We start from the raw sequence: 16,764 nt of genomic DNA, 5'->3' as shown, positions 1-16,764 counted from the left end.
AACACGAAAAGTCTGGCTCAGCCAGGCTTTTCGTGTTTAGGGGCTGCGGATGCTGCCAATCGTTTTCTTCGCATCTGAAAAATGTATGTAACAGCGCGTTGGGTGGCAAATCAAAATACATTTATAGTCTTATTTTGAATTCATCTAAATAGATGAGAGCTTTGCATTGTTTTTAATCATTCTAAACAAGCGCAACGCTTCTTTCTATATGCCTCGACCTTTACCGCTGCTACTGCTGCTGAGCCTGCCCCTCTCCCTGCCTATTGCCAAGACGGCCTCCGCGCCCATTACGCTGGCGGCAGCCAACGGCCCCGATGATGATGCAGCCCCGAAAGGCCGGGTGACTGGGCTGGTGCATGACGCGCAGGGCCGGCCAATGGAGGGCGTTTCGGTAGCGTTGAAGGGCACCTACCACGGCACGGCCACCGATGCCAATGGTCAGTTCCGGCTGACTGCGCCGGAGGGCAACTACCAGCTGGTAGTGAGCAGTTTGGGCTACGACCTGCAGGAAATGGCCGTGCGCGTGGTGGCTGGCCAAACGGCCACGCTGCCGGCCTTTGCGCTGGTAGCGGGCAGCCAGGCCCTGCAGGAAGTAACCATCAACGGCAGCCGCAGCCTGAACGAGCGGCCGGTGGCGGTGGGCAAAATGGCCATTGCCCCGCTCGATTTGCCCCAGAGCACCGCCACGGTGGAGCGCCAAGTGCTGGAGCAGCAGCAAGTGGTGCGCCTGAGCGACGCGCTGGCCAACGTGAACGGCGTGTACGTATCGGGCAATACGGGCGGCTACCAGCAGGAAATCTCGGGCCGTGGCTTCACGTTCGGCAGTAGCAACACCTTTAAAAACGGGGTGCGCTACAACAACAGCATCCTGCCCGAAACCAGCTCGCTGGAGCGGCTGGAGGTGCTCAAGGGTAGCGCGGCCATCCTCTATGGCAACGTGGCGGCCGGCGGCATCCTCAACCTGGTTACTAAAAAGCCCCGCTTCGAGTCGGGCGGCTCGCTGGCCCTACGCGCCGGCAGCTACGACTTCTACAAGCCCATGCTCGATGTGTACGGGGCCATAAATGGCAGCGAGCACGTGGCGTTTCGGGTGAATACGACCTACGAAAACGGCCGCAGCTTCCGCGACGGGGTAAAGGGCGAGCGATTTTACGTGAACCCTTCGCTGCTCTTCAAAGTAGGCGCAAAAACCGATTTCCTGCTTGAAGGCGACTACCTCAACGACAACCGCACGCCCGATTTCGGCCTCGGCGCCATCAACTACCGCATTGCCGACGTGCCCCGCAGCCGCACACTGAACACCGACTGGGCCAACATTGCCACCCAGCAGAAATCGGCCACCGCCACGCTCACCCACCGCCTCACCGATGAGTGGCAGCTGCGCGGCGTGGCCGCTTATCAGGGCTTCAGCAGCAACCTACGCTCGGCCGTGCGCCCCACCACCATCCGCGACCGGGTGGACATTTTTGCTGGCGTGAACAAGCAGGTTGAGCCCAACAAAATCCTAAGTGGCAGTCCGGCCCTTTACGGCAACCTGGTGCGCAGCCTGCAGGCCACCGATAGCAACGAAGACTACTTTTTGGGCCAGCTCGACCTGACGGGCCAGCTTCGCACCGGCGTTCTGAGCCACACGCTGCTGGTGGGGGTTGATGCCGACAAGTACAACACCGTGAACGTGGCCTACAACCGCGTGGCCAACTACGATTCCATCAACGTGTTTGAGCCCCGCCGCTACGCCGAGCGCACCAGCCAGCCCGGGTTCAGCCGCAACACCCGCACCTTCTCGCCCATTCGGCGGGTGGGCGTGTACGTGCAGGATTTGATTGGCATCACCGACAACCTGAAGCTGCTGGCCGGCGTGCGCTACAGCTACCAGGAAACCGGCAGCCAGCAGCTTAGCTACAAAAATGGTCAGCCCGATCAGTTAGGTGAGTTGAGCAAAAGCACCGACGATGCCTTCTCGCCCCGGGTGGGCCTGGTGTACCAGCCGCTGAAAACGATGTCGGTGTTTGCCTCCTACGCCAACTCGTTCAACCTCAACACCGGCACCGACAACACCGGCCAGTCCCTCTCGCCCACGCTGGTCGACCAGTATGAGCTGGGCGTGAAGAAGGAGTTGCTGGATGGTCGCCTTTCGGCCAACATCACCGCCTATCAAATCGTGAATGGCAACCTAGCCCAGACCATCCTCAGCGACGCCGCCAACTACAATCCCACCTTCCCGAATGCCCGCGAACTGGCCGGCGAGGTAACCAGCCGCGGCGTGGAGCTGGACGTGCAGAGCAAGCCCTTGAACGGCTGGACCGTGCTGGCCGGCTACAGCTATAACCGCACCACCTACACCCGCAGCAACATCTACACCGTGGGCAGCCTGCTGCGCTACAACCCCGCCCATACCGCCAACGCCACGGCCTTCTACACCGTCGAGCAGGGCTCTTTTCGGGGCCTGACCGCGGGCCTGACTGCCCTGTATATCGGCGAGCGGCAGGCCGGCCGCAGCACCCGCGGCAATGTCGCCAACGACCAGTATCGCCTGATTCAACTCGCGGGCTACACCCAGCTCGATGCCTCGGTGGGCTACACCCTCGACCGGCTTTCGTTGCAACTCAAGCTCTCGAACGTGCTCAACCAGCTCAGCTACAACGTGCACGACGACAACAGCGTGAACCCCATCGCCCCCCGCCAGTTTATGACCACGCTCAGCTACCGGCTGTAGGTGAGGGATTAGGCAGGAGCGTCATTCTTCGACTGCGCTCCGCTTCGCTCAGAATGACGTTTTATTTATCAGAATGACGATCTTTTTACCTGTTAGAATCATCAGATGAAGACTTTTTTCCGCAATATTCACTTGTACCTCAGTTTGGCTTCGGGGCTGGTAATTGCCCTAGTGAGCCTTACGGGCGGCCTGTTGGTTTTTGAGAAAGAACTGACGCAGGCCTGGCACTCCGAGCGCTACTTCGTGGCCCCACCCGCTGCCAGCAGCCCCCGCCTGCCCCTGAGCCAGCTGACGGCCGCCGTGCAGACAGCCAAACCGGGGGCCAGCATCACGGGCCTCAAGGTGTACGCCGACCCCACCCGCACCGTGGAGTTCAGTCTGGCCGGTGCGCCCGAGGGCGGCAAGGAAGCCGCAGCCGGCGCCCCCCACCCTGTCGAAAATAAAGCGGCTGAAGCAGCGGCGAACGGCAAAGCGGGCAAGGCCGACGGAAAGAAGATCGAGAAAGGCGGCGGCCGCGGCCCCACGCTTTTCGTGAACCCCTACACGGCGGCCGTAACGGGTGAGCTGAACTACCGCGATACGTTCTTCTACACGGTAATGGCCCTGCACCGCGGCATGGTGGGCGGCGACATCGGCAAGCTAATAGTGGGCGTGAGCACGGTGATGTTCCTGTTCATCATCGGTACCGGGCTGGTGCTATGGTGGCCAGCCTCGCGCAAGGCCCTGCGCCAGCGCCTCAACGTGAAGTGGGATGGCAGCTGGAAGCGCCTCAACCACGATTTGCACGTGGTGCTGGGCTTCTACGCCGCCCTGCTGCTGTTCGTGTTTGCCTTCACGGGCCTGGCCTGGTCGTTTGAGTGGTTCAACAAGGGCATCTACGCCGTGACCAACTCCAGCATGGAGCGCCCCGAGCCACCCGTTTCGGCGGTGCCCCTGGCCCTGGCAGCGCCGGAAGTTTCGGCAGCCGCGGCCGGCCTCTCGCCCGATGCGGCCTTGGCCCGCGCCCGCCAGCTGGCCCCGCAGTCGGTATTTTACAGCCTGCAATTACCCAAGGATTCCACAGCCAGCTTCAAGCTAGCCACCCTGCGGGCCGATGCCACCACCGATAATATGACCGACGAGGTTTACCTCGACCAGTACAGCGGTGAGGTGGTGGGCGCCCAGACCTACGAGCAGCGCAACCTGGGCCAGCGGGTCCGGGGCCTGTTTAAGCCGGTGCATACGGGCGCTATCTGGGGCTGGCCGGGCAAAGTCGTCAGCCTCGTGGCCTGTTTGCTGGGCTTCACCTTCCCTATCACGGGTACCATCATGTGGCTGAACCGCCTGAAAAAGAACCGCAAGAAAACAGCCAAACAGCTGGTGGCGTAGGACTCGGGGTGTTTCTGGGTTCGGCAGCAATAGCTGGATTTTTCTTCCGGAAGCATCGTCCCTCACAGGATGGTGCTTTTTTGTTTGCGTGCTGTAACCTAACACCTGATATTTGGCAGGTAATGATGCGCTAATTCCATTGACAGGCCGCATATTGCCCGCCCAATACTATTTCGCCTATTCATGTTGCCCTTCTTTAAACAAGCAGTAGTTGCTGCTACAGTGCTGTTAGCGGCCGGCCCACTGGCGGCCCAGACTGCTACCCTACCCCAACTCGCCGCCGAGAAGCTCTGCGCCTGCATCGGAGAAGGCACCCAACCCAATTCGGTGGCGACCCGACTGCAACAATGCCTCTCCCAGGCACTAACCGAAGCCGCCGTCCAGCAGGGTAGTCTGGAGGCCATTGGCACGGTAGAAGACATTCAGAACGCCGGCCTCAAAACCCGGGAGCTGGCAACCGCGTCGTGCCCGCCCGTGCGCAATGCTTACGTAGTGCAGCGCACCGAACGTTTTTATGCACCTTCGAGTGTGGCGGCAGCTCAGAAGGAGTACGATGCTGGTACCGCGCTGCTGGAGAAGCAACAATATAAGCAGGCCCTGCCCTTTTTTCTAAAAGCCCTCAAGCTCGACCGTCAATTTGTAAAAGCCCACGACCACGCGGCCATTTGCTACCGGCAGCTGCAGGATTTCAAAAAAACTGCCGATTACTACGCGAAATCCCTGGCCATCTTTCCGGAAGGTGAACTGGCCCTACTGAATATGGCGGTAGTGCAAAACCGGCTGGAAAAGCCAGACGAGGCGCGTGCCTACTTCGAGAAACTGCGCTTTTTTCATCCCTACAACCCCGAGGGTTATTTTGGAGCCGGAAAAATGGCCTTGGTTGCCAGTGATTTTCCCGCTGCCCTCGATAACCTGTTCCAGGCTCATCGCTTGTACACGCAGCAGGAGTCGCCCTATCTTGCCGACAGCAACAAGCTTATCAGCCTACTGTACGGCGCGATGAAGAAGAACAATCAGCTTGATCTGTTTCGCAGCAGGGCTCAACAGTATAATTTCGAAATCAAGGAGTAATCCTGCTGATGCCACAACCCGCCGCGCCTGCCCCCCTGCCCCCCGCCGAAAACCGTTTTAAAGCCCTGTTGCGCAGTGCCGGCCTGCTCGACTGGTTTCTGCCCGCGCTATTTGGGGTGGTGGGGCTGGCTTACCTGTTTCCGCAGGCGGGCGGCGAGGCAAGTGTCCTGCCCTGGGATGCGCTCAATACCGGGGGCGTGGCGCTGGTTTTCTTTCTCTACGGCCTCAAGCTGAGCCTGAGCAGCCTGCGCAATGGCACCCGCAACTGGCGGCTGCACGTGGTGGTGCAGCTTACCACTTTTCTGTTGTTTCCGCTGCTGGCGCTGGCGGTGCGGCCGCTGTTTGGCGGTGCGCAGGGGCAGCTGCTGTGGCCCAGCATTTTCTTTCTGTGCGTACTGCCAAGTACGGTTTCCACTTCGGTGGTGATGGTGAGCATGGGGCGCGGCAATGTGCCGGCCGCTATTTTCAATGCCAGCCTGAGCGCCCTGCTGGGCATTGCCCTTACGCCGCTGTGGGTGGGCCTGGTACTACACCCGACCAGCGCGGGCGGTACTGAGGGGCTGGGCCGGCTGGCCCTAAGTTTAGCCTGGCAGGTGGTACTGCCCGTGGGGGCCGGCATGCTACTGAATCCACGCTTCGGCGAGTGGGCCGGGCGGCACAAAGGCCGGTTGCGGGTGCTCGACCAGGTGGTTATCCTGAGTATCGTGTTCGTCTCGTTCTGCGAATCGTTTGGCCAAGGCGTGTTTCGCAGTTACGCGCCGGCCACGGTGGCACTATTGGGCCTGGGCATGGTGGGGCTGTATTTCGCGGTGTTCGGGCTGGTGGCCGGGGCCAGCCGGCTGTTGAGCTTTCCGGCCGCCGACCGCACCACGGCCATTTTCTGCGGCTCCAAGAAGAGTCTGGTGCATGGCAGCGTGTTTGCCAGTCTGCTGTTTCCGGCCACCGCTGCTACGGGGGCGCTGCTGCTGCCGCTTATGCTCTACCACGCCCTGCAAATCGTACTGGCCAGCATCATGGCTCAACAATTTGGCCGGGTGGCGCAACGCGCCGAGGCATTGGCCGGGGCCGCTCCGGCCGACTAGTCCGAATTGGCTTTTGAGTGGATTGTCCCAGGGCCATAATTGGGCAGGCGGTTTTTACTGCGTTGATGTTTTCCGCCAAAATCGTATCTTCCGGCTGTTTTACCTGTTTCCTGTCCCCGCTTTCCGGAATGAAAAAACTTCTTCTCGTTTTTGCGCTATTTCTGACCACCACTCTTCTGGCCCGGGCCCAGACGCCCACCCAGAAAGTATACGCGGCAGTCGTAAAAAACCACCCGGCCGATGTGGAAGCCCTGCTCGGAGCCGGAGCCGATGTCAACGCGCCGGTAGAAATGATGCCTGGCTTCCCAACCACGTTCCTGGTTATTGCTGCCAGCAACGGTCACCTCGACTTAGTGAAGACCCTACTCAAAAACAAGGCTCAGATTGATAAGACCGACTCCTTCCAGATGACCCCGCTGATGGCCGCTGCCGCCAATGGCAGCCTCGACGTGGTGGAATTCCTGCTGGCAAACGGAGCCAACCCCAAAGCCAAGGATAAAGACGGAAAAGACGTACTGGCCGCCGCCAAAGAGGGCGAAAACGAGCAGGTTATCAAACTGATAAAGAGCAAGATATAGGCTGAAAATCAACGAACAAGGGTTAAATATAAAAGCCATTGAAGAGCTGTGAGGCACTCTTCAATGGCTTTTATATTTAACCCTCTTTTTGGCCTACGTTCTTATTCGTACCCCTGGTAGCGCAGCAGACGCACCACGAGGCCGGTCCAGCCAGTTTGGTGGCTGGCACCGAGGCCGCGGCCGGTGTCGCCGTGGAAGTACTCGTGGAAGAGCAGGTGGTCTTTGAAGTGCGGGTCGGTCTGCATCAGCTGGTCGCCGTTGAAGGCCGGACGCAGACCGTTGGCGTCGCGTAGAAACAGCTTGGCCAAGCGCTCCGAGAGGGCCTCGGCAATCTGCTTGAGCGTGTGCATTTTGCCCGAGCCGGTCGGGTATTCTACCTGGAAAGCGTCGCCGTAGTAGGCATAGAAACGCTGCAACGACTCGATGATGAGGTAGTTGATGGGAAACCAGATGGGCCCGCGCCAGTTGCTGTTGCCCCCAAACATGCTGCTTTCGGCCTCGCCGGGCACGTACTGCACCGTAAAGTCGGTTTCGGGGGTGTGGTACACGTAGGGGTGCGCCAGGTGGTCGCGCGACATCGAGCGGATGCCGTAGTCAGACAGAAACTCGGTTTCGTCGAGCATACGGTGCAGCAGGGCCCGCAGGCGCGAACGGCGCAGCAGGCTTAGCAGGTGGCGGTCACCCTTGCCGTCGCCGTCGGTTCCCTTCTCGCGCCAGCGCGACACGAGCTGGGCCAGGTGCGGGCGGTTTTCGAGCAGCCAGCGGGCCCGCTCCGTGAAATCGGGCAGCTCGTTGAGCAGCTCCTCATCAATCACTTCCACCGCAAACAGCGGAATCAACCCCACGATGGAGCGCACCTTGAGCATGGTACGGGCACCGTCGGGCGTGTGCAGCACGTCGTAATAGAACTGGTCTTCCTCGTCCCAGAGGTTGAACTGCCCGTCGCCGCCGCGCGTCATGGCATCAGCAATGTAGAGGAAGTGCTCGAAGAACTTGCCGGCCATTTCCTGGTACACCGAGTTGGTGCGGGCCAGTTCCATGGCAATGCGCATCAGGTTGAGCGCGAACATGGCCATCCAGCTCGTGCCATCCGACTGCTCGATGTGCCCGCCCGTGGGCAGCGGGGCGCTCCTATCGAATACGCCGATGTTGTCGAGGCCCAGGAAACCACCCTCGAATACGTTTCGCTCGCTTTTATCCTTGCGGTTCACCCACCACGTGAAGTTGAGCACCAGCTTGTGGAACACGGCTTCCAGAAAAGCCGGGTCGCCGTGGCCGTTCAGCTTCTTGTCCATCTGGTACACCCGCCAAGTGGCCCAGGCATGTACAGGCGGGTTCACATCGCTCAAGTGCCATTCGTAGGCCGGGAGTTGGCCATTGGGGTGCATATACCAGTCGCGGCACAGTAGCCGGAGCTGGTTTTTGGCGAATTCGACATCCACCATGGCCAACGGAATGCAATGGAAGGCCAAATCCCAGGCCGCGTACCAAGGGTATTCCCAGGTGTCGGGCATCGAAATGATGTCGTGGTTGCGCAGGTGGCGCCAGTTGTGGTTGCGGCCTTTGCGGCGGCGGGTAGCGGGCACCCGCAACAGGGCCGGGTCGCCGTCGAGCCACTGGGCCACATCGTAGTAGTAAAACTGCTTGCTCCAGAGCATACCCGCGAAAGCCTGGCGCTGCACGTTGCGGGCATCGGCGCTGTCGGGCAAATCCTGCTGCAGGCACTCGTAGAACTCGTCGGCCTCCTGCTGGCGGGTTTCAAATATGGCCCCGAAATCAGCAAACGGTGCTTCCAGCGCAGCCGGAGTCAGGCGTACCTGCACGGTAACCGATGCGCCGGCCGGTACTTCGAACTGGCAATGGGCAGCCATTTTGGTGCCCCGGCGGGCCGGGTTTACGGCCGTGGGGTCGCCCTCCACAACATAGTCGTTGATACCGTCTTTGAAGTAGCGGCCGGGGTTATGGTAGTCGGCCATACTCCCGGTGCGGTAGGCATTGGTGTCGTTGTCGCAGAACAGCAGCTCGACGCCGGGCTGGTCGCAGTAGCAGTAGTACTGGCCCAGCGTGGGGTGGGCCGCCAGGCCCGTGCCGGGGGCATGGGCCGCCACCACGGGCCGGGCTTCCTGGTCGGGGTAGCCCCAACTCCAGGTGTTGCGGAACCACAGCTGGGGCAACACGTGCAGCGGCGCAGCTTCGGGCCCGCGGTTGTGGGCCGTAATGCGCAGCAGCACATCATCGGGGCCGGCTTTAGCGTACTCGATGAACACGTCGAAGTAACGGCCCTGGTCGAAAACGCCAGTATCGAGCAGCTCAAATTCGGGGTCCTGGCGGGTGCGGGCGGCACTTTCGCGCCGCAACTGCTCGTACGGAAACTCGGCCTGCGGATACTTGTAAAGCATCCGCATGTAAGAGTGCGTGGGCGTGCTGTCGAGGTAGTAATACAGCTCTTTCACATCCTCGCCGTGGTTGCCCTCGGGGTTGGTCAGGCCAAAAAGGCGCTCCTTGAGCATTTCATCCTGTCCATTCCACAGGCCCACGGCCAGGCACAGGTGCTGCTCATCGTCGGAGAGGCCACCGATGCCTTCCTCGCCCCAGCGGTAGGCGGTGCTGCGCGCCATGTCGTGGGGCAGGAAGCTCCAGGCCTGCCCGTCGGGGCTATAATCCTCCCGGACCGTTCCCCACTGTCGCTCAGTGAGGTAGGGGCCAAATTTCTTCCAGGGGGCGGTCAGAGCGTTGGCATCAGCCAGCCGCAGTTGTTCGTGCGTCATAAATAGAATCGGGCCGGCCAAGGGCCGCCGGTTCAGGATACCAAAAATCAGGCCCTGTTAAGCCGGCAAAGATACTGGGTTACCAGTTGCCGGCTACTGAGGAGTCTAAAAACTGGTAACCTGACACCAAAATCTACTCTGCCAGCTCCATAACCGGCCCGGCATATTCGGGGTGCTCGGGCACCTCGCCGTTGGGCAACTCCCAGGTATCCTGGGGTTCCAGGGGCAGGGCCAGCAGACGGGCCACGGTTTGGCCGGCCGGGTCGGCGTAGGCGGGCACGCCGATGGTGAGGTCCTGCTGGGGCACGTTGAGGCGCAGCGTGCGGTGGAGCCGGTCCCAGAGCGTGAGCACGACGCCGAAGTTGCTCTGTGTTTCGCGGTCGACCATGGAGTGGTGGATGCCGTGGGCGCGGGGGGTGACCATGAATGGGGCCAGGCGGCGCTCCACTTCGTAGGGTAGCTCCAGGTTGGTGTGGTGGAAGGCGGTGCAGGCCTCAAACACCACCTCGAAGCCCAAAGCCGTGGAGCCGCGCACGCCCATTAGCGCCGCAATACCGGCCCGGTACGGGATGCTGGCCAGCATTTCGCCGAAGTGAAAGCGCCAGCCGGTGGTCAGGTCCATGTCGAGGTCGGAGTGGTGGACGCGGTGAAAGCGCCAGAGCAGCGGCGAGTGCAGCAGCCGGTGCCAGGAGTAGCCCAGGTAGTCGAGCAGCAGCACTTCGGCCAGCATGCGGGCTGGCTCAGGCAGGCGCGAGAGCGGCGTGCGGTACGGGGCCATGAGGTTGCCCAAACCCACCATGGCGGGCAGCAGCGTCAGGCGCATAGCCGGCATAGAGGGGGCCGCCAGCACGGCGTTGCGCACCCACCGCTCGGTACGGGGCCGGGTGCGCTTGCGCAGCGGCTTGCGGGTTTCAAACAGCAGCAACCCCAGGCCCACGACGACCAAAATGGGTGTGGCGTATTTATCGAAACGCTTGAGCAACGGGTGGGAAACGGGGAACAGGTTCATATGTACTGGTGGTTGTCAGTTACGAGAATACAAAGAACGTCATTCAGAGCGCAGCGAAGAATCTCGCGTGCTTCGTTGAACAACGGTCATACAACGCCAGGACGCGAGATTCTTCGCTGCGCTCTGAATGACGTTCTTCTGAATTACCCCAACTCCTGAACCCGTACCTTCGCGTCGGATCTTTCCTTTCAGCCGGGCTCTTCCCTTTTCCCGCCGCACGACCCGACCGGGGCGGGCGGCTTTTTTGCCCCTGCTCCTTTCCCGCTTTTCAACGTTCATGCAACAGGTTTTACACTACTTCACGCAGTACAAAGTCAACTACAAAAACGAAATCCTCTCGGGCCTGACGGTGGCTTTGGCTTTGATTCCGGAAGCCGTGGCTTTCTCGATTATTGCCGGGGTGCCGCCGCTGGTGGGTTTATACGCGGCCTTCGTGATGGGCCTCGTGACGTCGGTGCTCGGCGGGCGGCCGGGCATGATTTCGGGCGCAACCGGGGCGGTGGCCGTGGTACTGGTGGCACTGGCCAAAACCCACGGCGTCGAGTACATCTTCGCCACCGTTATTCTGGCGGGCACTATTCAGATTCTGGCGGGGGTATTGCGGCTGGGCAAATTTATCCGGCTGGTGCCGCAGTCGGTGATGTTCGGCTTCGTCAACGGGCTGGCCATCATTATCTTCCTTTCGCAGCTGGTGCAATTCCAGGCCGTCGGGGCCGATGGGGTGCTGCACTGGCTAACTGGTCCGGCGCTGTATTCGATGGTGGGACTGGTAGGCCTCACCATTGCCATTATTGTGCTGCTGCCGCGCCTTACCAAGGTGGTACCGGCCTCGCTCACGGCCATTCTGGTGGTATCGGCGCTGGTTATCGGGCTCGGGCTCAACACCAAAACGGTGGGCGACATTGCCTCGATTCAGGGTGGTTTCCCGCCGTTCCACATCCCGGCCGTGCCTTTCACCTGGGAAACGCTGGGCCTCATTTTCCCCTACGCCGCCATTGTGGCCGGCGTGGGCCTGATTGAGAGTTTGCTGACGCTGAATTTGATTGACGAAATCACCGAAACCCGGGGCCGAGGCAACAAGGAGTGCGTGGCGCAGGGCGTGGCCAATATGCTATCGGGCGTGTTTTCGGGCATGGGCGGCTGTGCCATGATTGGCCAGAGCCTCATCAACATCTCCTCGGGAGCCCGCGCCCGCCTTTCGGGCGTGGTGGCGGCCGTGATGCTGCTGGTATTCATTATGTTCGGCGCTTCGCTGATTGAGCGCGTACCCATGGCGGCCCTCACCGGGCTGATGATTATGGTGTCGGTGGGCACCTTCGAGTGGGCCTCGCTTAAAACGTTCGGCAAAATGCCCGTTTCCGACCTCGTGGTGATGCTAACGGTAACGCTGGTAACGGTGGTGCTGCACAACCTGGCGCTGGCCGTGTTTATCGGCGTCATCATTGCGGCGCTGGTATTCGCCTGGGAAAACGCCCGCCGCATCAGGGCCCGCAAGCACCTCGACGAGGCCGGCGTGAAGCACTACGAAATCTTTGGTCCGCTGTTCTTCGGCTCGGTGCAAGCGTTCGGCGAGAAGTTCGACGTGGCCGACGACCCGCAGCAGGTCATCATCGACTTTGCCGAAAGCCGCGTCGCCGATATGTCGGCCATCGAAGCCCTCAACAAGCTCACCGAGCGTTACCATCGCTTGGGCAAAACCGTGCAGTTGCGCCACCTCAGCCCCGACTGCCGCCACCTGCTCCAGCGCGCCGACTCGCTCATCGACGTCAACATCCTGGATGACCCAACCTACCACGTAGCCGGCGCGGATTTACGGTATTGAGTTGTAGCGCGAAGCTGGAGCTTAGCGCTACGGCCGTTCTAAAAAACAGAACGTCATTCAGAGCGAAGCGAAGAATCTCGCGTGCTGACGTTGTAACGGTATTCCTGCTGCAGGGCTACCATTGCAACGTCAGCACGCGAGATTCTTCGCTTCGCTCTGAATGACGTTCTTCTGTCTTGCTAGCTACGCCAGCACCTTCGGCTCCTCTGAGGCTACCAGCGGACCCTCGAAATGCTGCTCGAAGAACTCGTCGCACCACTTGCACACGTTCTGCAGGTCCTCGGTACGGGCCAGAGCGTGGGCTTCCGAGACGCCAACCGATTCGCCCATTTTCCAGGGTGCTCCTTCGTTGAGGCGCTGCATGATTTCCGATTTAGAGGCGCGCAGCAGCACGTCGGCCACTTTTTCTTTGCGGGCGTCGCCGAGCGGGAACTTGGTGCCGGGGCAGCAGGGGTTGATTTTCCAGAGCTGGATGCTGATTTCCTGGGGCAGCTCGGTGCCACCCAGAAAGCCTTTCGCGCCCGAGAGGATGGCGCAGAAGTTGTGGCTGGGGTCCTTGAGCCAGATGTCCTTTTCGAGGGCGCGGCCGCGGGCCCAGTTGCCGCCCAGCCACATATCCTCGCTCGCGCCCCAGTAGCCCCAGCTCAGGCGGTGCTCGGTTACCAGCAGGTTGTCCTTGTCGATGAGCGGGTCGTGGTCGTCGCCGTTTACGCCGCGGCTCTCAAACAGGTCGGCCAGTGTCATTAGCCGGGCCCCGGCGGCCTTGTGGTAACGGTCGATGCTGGCAATATCGAAACGGGTAACGCCTTTTTCGATGAGCAAATCGAGGATTTTCTCGGTCAGCAGGTCGCCGTTGGTTTGCAACATGATTTGGGTGCGGCCCTGGTACTTACGCTGCAGCGCCTCCAGAATCGAATACAGCTTCACCTTATCGGCCAGTGGCTCGCCCCCCGACAGAATCAGGCGGTCTACTTTCTCGGGCAGGTTGTCGATAATGCGGAAACAGTCCTGCACGCTGATGCGCGTGCCCTGGGGCCCGGAGCTGTTGTAGCAATGGTCGCACTTGTCGTTGCAGAGCTGGGTGAATACCCAGTAAATGGATTCGCAGTGCGTGAAATCGGTTTTCATTCGGTGATTTTAGGTATTCAGATGCGGAAAGCCGAACGTCATACTGAGCGAAGCGGGAGGCGCATTCGAAGCATGACAGCGTTCTGTTAGTCACTCGGCAACCGTTAGGCTAGCCGTACGCTGAATGTTCTCCCAGAAAGACAGCTCGGCGGCAATATTGGTGCGCGGGTCCTGGATAAACTCGGCCACCGTGGCGAAGCTGGTGAGGCGGCCGCGCTCCAGGTAGCCGAGGCGCGAGCCCACCGTGAGGGCCTCGCGGCTGTCGTGGGTAACAAAGATGGACGTAATGTGGTGCTGGCGGCTGACGCGGATAAACAGCTCCTGCATAGCGGCGCGGGTCTGGGCATCGAGGTTGCCGAAGGGCTCATCCAGCAGCAGCAAACGCGGCCGGATAATGAGCGCCCGCCCGAACGACACCCGCTGCCGCTGCCCGCCCGAGAGCTGGTGCGGTGCCTTTTGGGCGTGTTCGCTTAGCTCCAGCTCGGACAGCAGCTCGGTTACCTGCTGCTTGATTTCTACCTCCTTCACCTTCCGGATCCGCAGCCCAAACGCCACGTTCTCGAACACCGATAGGTGCGGAAACAACAGCGGCTCCTGGTACAGATACACCATTTGCCGCTCGTTGGGCGGCACCGGCCGCAAATCCTGGCCGTGCAGTTCCAAGGTGCCGCTGTCGGCGGTTTCGAGGCCCGCCAGAATCTTGAGCAGCGTGGTTTTGCCGCAGCCCGAGCGCCCCAGCACCGCCAGCACTTCGCCCTTGGCCAATGTCAGCGAAATATCGCGTAGCACGGGCTGGTTGTTGAACTGCTTGGTGAGGTGGGAAACGGTAAGCATGTAGGGTTTACTTATCAATTTGAATGATGACGTGCGGGCACTGAGACCGTCATGCTTCGGCTGCGCGGACGCCAGCCGAAGCACGACAAGCCCTTTTTGCTTACACCAACGCCCTTACGCCATATGCCGCCGCGTCAATCGTCATGCGTTCGGGGCTGGGCTGCTCGCCGCTGAGCCAGTACGTGAGCCGGTCGACGTAATTATCGAGGTGCGTAATTTGCTGCACGCCGTGCTCAACGAGCGGGTCGAGGGTGGTGGCCAGTAACGTGCCACCATAAGCGTGGGTTTGCCAGGTGATAACATCGCCGGCGGCGTTGGTTTGCAGGATTTCGGCCGATTCGGGCACCCGCGTGTACACGCCGTGGGTGTGCCAGCAGGCCTGCCGGGGCGTGAGGCCCTGGTACACAGGGTGGTCGTAGTTGGTTTCCGACACGGGCGGATTGGTAGGGTCGTCCACCCACCAGTAATTGTTTACGGGCTGGTCCTCCCACTGCGCATCAAGCCAAGCGGTTGAGGAATCACCTTCCAGAAACACCTTTTTTCCGGCCGCCAAGAAGTCGTAAATGATGGCCTTTTTCTCCGTCAGCACCTGCTGGTTCGACTGGAACGGAATGGCCAGTGCGTCGAGGTGCTGCACGGCTTCAGCCGTGAGGTCGTGCACGTAAAGCAGTTCGTACAGGTCGCGGTATTTGGGGGCGGTAGCCATGGCGTAGTGCGACCACACGCCGTTGAAAATCAAGCCTATCTTAGCCATGTGCAGAAACGGTTTCGGTGGAAAGAAGCTGGAGAAAATTGCGGTACAATGTAACCAACGCACTGTCCGACTTGCCAGCGTAGGTTACGTCGGCCAGCGGGCCGCTGGCCGTGAGCAGCATCCGGCCGGGCGTGCTTACCTCGTCGAGCACCACAATGGGGCGCTGCCACGTATCGTGGAGCAGCACCTCGGCCCCGGGTGCCGCCCGGATGTAGCCGCAGGCCCACCAGCCGCTCATGCCGTGCGAGAAATTCAGCTCATCAAGGTCGATGTTCGCCAGCAGCCCATGCGAATCGGCACCGGCCGAGTAGCGTACATCAAGTGTGCGGCGGGTGTTGTCCATCAGCCACTGGTTGCCGGGCACCCAGGCCGTGAAAAAACCGTCGCAACATATCAACGCTTTTCCGGCCGCCAGAAACGCCGCTACCTTGTCCTTTATCTTGAGCATGGCCACATGGTCGGAGCCGTTGGGCACCACCAGCAGGTCGTAAGGTAACAGGTCGGGGTTGAAGTTTCTGGTGACAAGACAAGTGGTGTACTGCACCAGCTCATTGGAAACATAGTGGCTATCCAGCCCTTGCAGACCATTGGAAATCAGAAGGGCTTGCAGCATAGTGGTTCGGTTGACGGATTGAAATTATTGATTGCCGGAGGTTGGTCTGGGTGTCTTATAACAACCGGCAGCTTAATTACGGCTTTCGCAGCAGGGCAGATTTGTTGACCAGCAGTAGCAACATAGGCGGCAGTACCAGCAGCAGCGAGGCCACGGCCGCCAGCGGGCCATTAGCCTCGCCTACGTACGTAAACACCTGCACTGTGAGTGTACGCACCTTGCCCACGCTCAATACGTTGGTCAGGCCGAAATCGAACCAAGCCAGTAGAAACGTTTGCACCAGCGTGGTGCGCAGCAGCGGCGCGGCCAGCGGCAGCAGCACCCGGCGCAGCGCCTGCCGGGGCGTGCAGCCCAGCGTGCGGGCCAGCTGCTCGTACTCGGTGGCCCGCTGGCTCCAGAACGAGCCCAGCAGCAGCGTGGCGAAGGGCAATGCCAGCAGCAGCAACCCCAGCAGCACCCCACCCACCGAACCGGAAAGGTGCATCCGGATAATAAAGGGCTGAATGAGTACGGCCAGCAGCACCGGCGGCAGCGCATAGGGCAAGTAGCTCAGGGCGGTCCAGCGCCCCGGCCGCCGCGCTCCGGCTATGGCCCGCGCCACCACGAAGCCGCCGGCCGTGGCCAGCACCGCCACCACCGAGGCCAGCAGCAGGCTTTTGCCCAGGCCGGCCAGCAGGTCGTTATCGGCCGCTACCAGTCCGCGCAACGGCTCCAGCGAGTAGGCTGGGGGCAGCACCTCCGGGAAGCGCCAGCCCTCCCCCACCGCCAGCAGCCCCAGCAGCCCAAACGGCAGCGCGAAGAGGATGAGGAGGATGGTTGTAAGAAGTCTGGAGCGCATAAGTTGGAGCAAGGAAATAGTACAGGGTTGGAAACGGGAAGAGCGTTGTCGAACTGGCTATGTGGCGTATAGGGCCAGATTGCAAGCGGATTCTATTAGCACAATGTAGGGGCAGGCCTTATCCCCGCCCGCCGTTAGCGCCGCTCCAACGGTAATCGTGCAACAATGGTCGTTAAACGGCGG

13 protein-coding genes are annotated in these 16,764 nt (G+C 60.8%); 6 read left to right on the top strand and 7 right to left on the bottom strand.

Annotated elements, in window-relative coordinates; genetic code table 11:
- Positions 1-208: 208 nt before the first annotated feature.
- The 5 genes from HW556_RS13045 (at position 209) to HW556_RS13025 (ending at position 6,815) form a co-directional block, all read left to right on the top strand.
- Positions 209-2,716 carry a TonB-dependent receptor gene (locus HW556_RS13045; protein WP_176900536.1) on the top strand — a complete coding sequence of 836 codons (2,508 nt, stop codon included), beginning with the start codon at positions 209-211 and terminating at the stop codon, positions 2,714-2,716.
- Between the two features lie 105 nt (positions 2,717-2,821).
- Complete coding sequence (locus tag HW556_RS13040) at positions 2,822-4,084, top strand: PepSY-associated TM helix domain-containing protein (RefSeq protein WP_176900535.1); 1,263 nt, start codon at positions 2,822-2,824, stop codon at positions 4,082-4,084.
- Between the two features lie 183 nt (positions 4,085-4,267).
- On the top strand, positions 4,268-5,155 hold the full coding sequence (locus HW556_RS13035) for a tetratricopeptide repeat protein (protein WP_176900534.1): 888 nt from the start codon (positions 4,268-4,270) through the stop codon (positions 5,153-5,155).
- An 8-nt stretch (positions 5,156-5,163) separates the two neighbouring features.
- Positions 5,164-6,237, top strand: coding sequence for a bile acid:sodium symporter family protein (locus HW556_RS13030; protein ID WP_176900533.1), 1,074 nt, complete (start codon positions 5,164-5,166; stop codon positions 6,235-6,237).
- Positions 6,238-6,365: 128 nt separating this feature from the next.
- Complete coding sequence (locus tag HW556_RS13025; RefSeq protein ID WP_176900532.1) at positions 6,366-6,815, top strand: ankyrin repeat domain-containing protein; 450 nt, start codon at positions 6,366-6,368, stop codon at positions 6,813-6,815.
- Between the two features lie 101 nt (positions 6,816-6,916).
- Here HW556_RS13025 and HW556_RS13020 read toward each other — a convergent pair whose 3' ends face one another.
- Positions 6,917-9,583, bottom strand: a complete 2,667-nt coding sequence (locus HW556_RS13020) for an MGH1-like glycoside hydrolase domain-containing protein (protein WP_176900531.1) — start codon at positions 9,581-9,583, stop codon at positions 6,917-6,919.
- A gap of 133 nt (positions 9,584-9,716) precedes the next feature.
- Positions 9,717-10,592, bottom strand: coding sequence for a sterol desaturase family protein (locus HW556_RS13015; protein ID WP_176900530.1), 876 nt, complete (start codon positions 10,590-10,592; stop codon positions 9,717-9,719).
- Between the two features lie 277 nt (positions 10,593-10,869).
- Between HW556_RS13015 and HW556_RS13010 the strand changes: the two genes are divergently transcribed.
- A complete protein-coding gene (locus HW556_RS13010; protein WP_176900529.1) occupies positions 10,870-12,414 on the top strand; it encodes a SulP family inorganic anion transporter in 1,545 nt (514 codons plus the stop codon).
- A gap of 183 nt (positions 12,415-12,597) precedes the next feature.
- Here the strand turns inward: HW556_RS13010 and HW556_RS13005 are convergent, their stop codons facing one another.
- From HW556_RS13005 to HW556_RS18820, 5 genes are all read right to left on the bottom strand, one after another.
- The gene (locus HW556_RS13005; protein WP_176900528.1) at positions 12,598-13,542 is read right to left on the bottom strand and encodes a radical SAM protein; all 945 of its coding nucleotides are present in this window, start codon (positions 13,540-13,542) and stop codon (positions 12,598-12,600) included.
- Positions 13,543-13,632: 90 nt separating this feature from the next.
- Entirely contained in the window at positions 13,633-14,376 is a 744-nt protein-coding gene (locus HW556_RS13000; RefSeq protein ID WP_176900527.1) for an ABC transporter ATP-binding protein, read from the bottom strand.
- Positions 14,377-14,476: 100 nt separating this feature from the next.
- Positions 14,477-15,130: a hypothetical protein gene (locus tag HW556_RS12995; protein ID WP_176900526.1), complete on the bottom strand. Its 654-nt coding sequence runs from the start codon at positions 15,128-15,130 to the stop codon at positions 14,477-14,479.
- Positions 15,123-15,743, bottom strand: coding sequence for a hypothetical protein (locus HW556_RS12990; RefSeq protein ID WP_176900525.1), 621 nt, complete (start codon positions 15,741-15,743; stop codon positions 15,123-15,125). The genes HW556_RS12995 and HW556_RS12990 overlap by 8 nt, the downstream gene beginning before the upstream one ends.
- Positions 15,744-15,819: 76 nt before the next feature.
- On the bottom strand, positions 15,820-16,581 hold the full coding sequence (locus HW556_RS18820; protein WP_176900524.1) for an ABC transporter permease: 762 nt from the start codon (positions 16,579-16,581) through the stop codon (positions 15,820-15,822).
- Positions 16,582-16,764 lie beyond the last annotated feature (183 nt).

This window comes from Hymenobacter terrestris (genome assembly GCF_013377905.1).
GTDB classification, from domain to species: domain Bacteria; phylum Bacteroidota; class Bacteroidia; order Cytophagales; family Hymenobacteraceae; genus Hymenobacter; species Hymenobacter terrestris.
This window is presented reverse-complemented; position numbering and strand designations above follow the sequence as displayed.

Excerpts from the sequence above, each read along its gene's own strand:
- HW556_RS13045 (WP_176900536.1), top strand. The coding sequence starts at position 209 with ATGCCTCGACCTTTACCGCTGCTACTGCTGCTGAGCCTGCCCCTCTCC.
- HW556_RS18820 (WP_176900524.1), bottom strand. The coding sequence starts at position 16,581 with ATGCGCTCCAGACTTCTTACAACCATCCTCCTCATCCTCTTCGCGCTG.
- HW556_RS13015 (WP_176900530.1), bottom strand. The coding sequence starts at position 10,592 with ATGAACCTGTTCCCCGTTTCCCACCCGTTGCTCAAGCGTTTCGATAAA.
- HW556_RS13040 (WP_176900535.1), top strand. The coding sequence starts at position 2,822 with ATGAAGACTTTTTTCCGCAATATTCACTTGTACCTCAGTTTGGCTTCG.
- HW556_RS13030 (WP_176900533.1), top strand. The coding sequence starts at position 5,164 with ATGCCACAACCCGCCGCGCCTGCCCCCCTGCCCCCCGCCGAAAACCGT.
- HW556_RS13035 (WP_176900534.1), top strand. The coding sequence starts at position 4,268 with ATGTTGCCCTTCTTTAAACAAGCAGTAGTTGCTGCTACAGTGCTGTTA.
- HW556_RS12995 (WP_176900526.1), bottom strand. The coding sequence starts at position 15,130 with ATGGCTAAGATAGGCTTGATTTTCAACGGCGTGTGGTCGCACTACGCC.
- HW556_RS13025 (WP_176900532.1), top strand. The coding sequence starts at position 6,366 with ATGAAAAAACTTCTTCTCGTTTTTGCGCTATTTCTGACCACCACTCTT.
- HW556_RS13020 (WP_176900531.1), bottom strand. The coding sequence starts at position 9,583 with ATGACGCACGAACAACTGCGGCTGGCTGATGCCAACGCTCTGACCGCC.
- HW556_RS12990 (WP_176900525.1), bottom strand. The coding sequence starts at position 15,743 with ATGCTGCAAGCCCTTCTGATTTCCAATGGTCTGCAAGGGCTGGATAGC.
- HW556_RS13000 (WP_176900527.1), bottom strand. The coding sequence starts at position 14,376 with ATGCTTACCGTTTCCCACCTCACCAAGCAGTTCAACAACCAGCCCGTG.
- HW556_RS13005 (WP_176900528.1), bottom strand. The coding sequence starts at position 13,542 with ATGAAAACCGATTTCACGCACTGCGAATCCATTTACTGGGTATTCACC.
- HW556_RS13010 (WP_176900529.1), top strand. The coding sequence starts at position 10,870 with ATGCAACAGGTTTTACACTACTTCACGCAGTACAAAGTCAACTACAAA.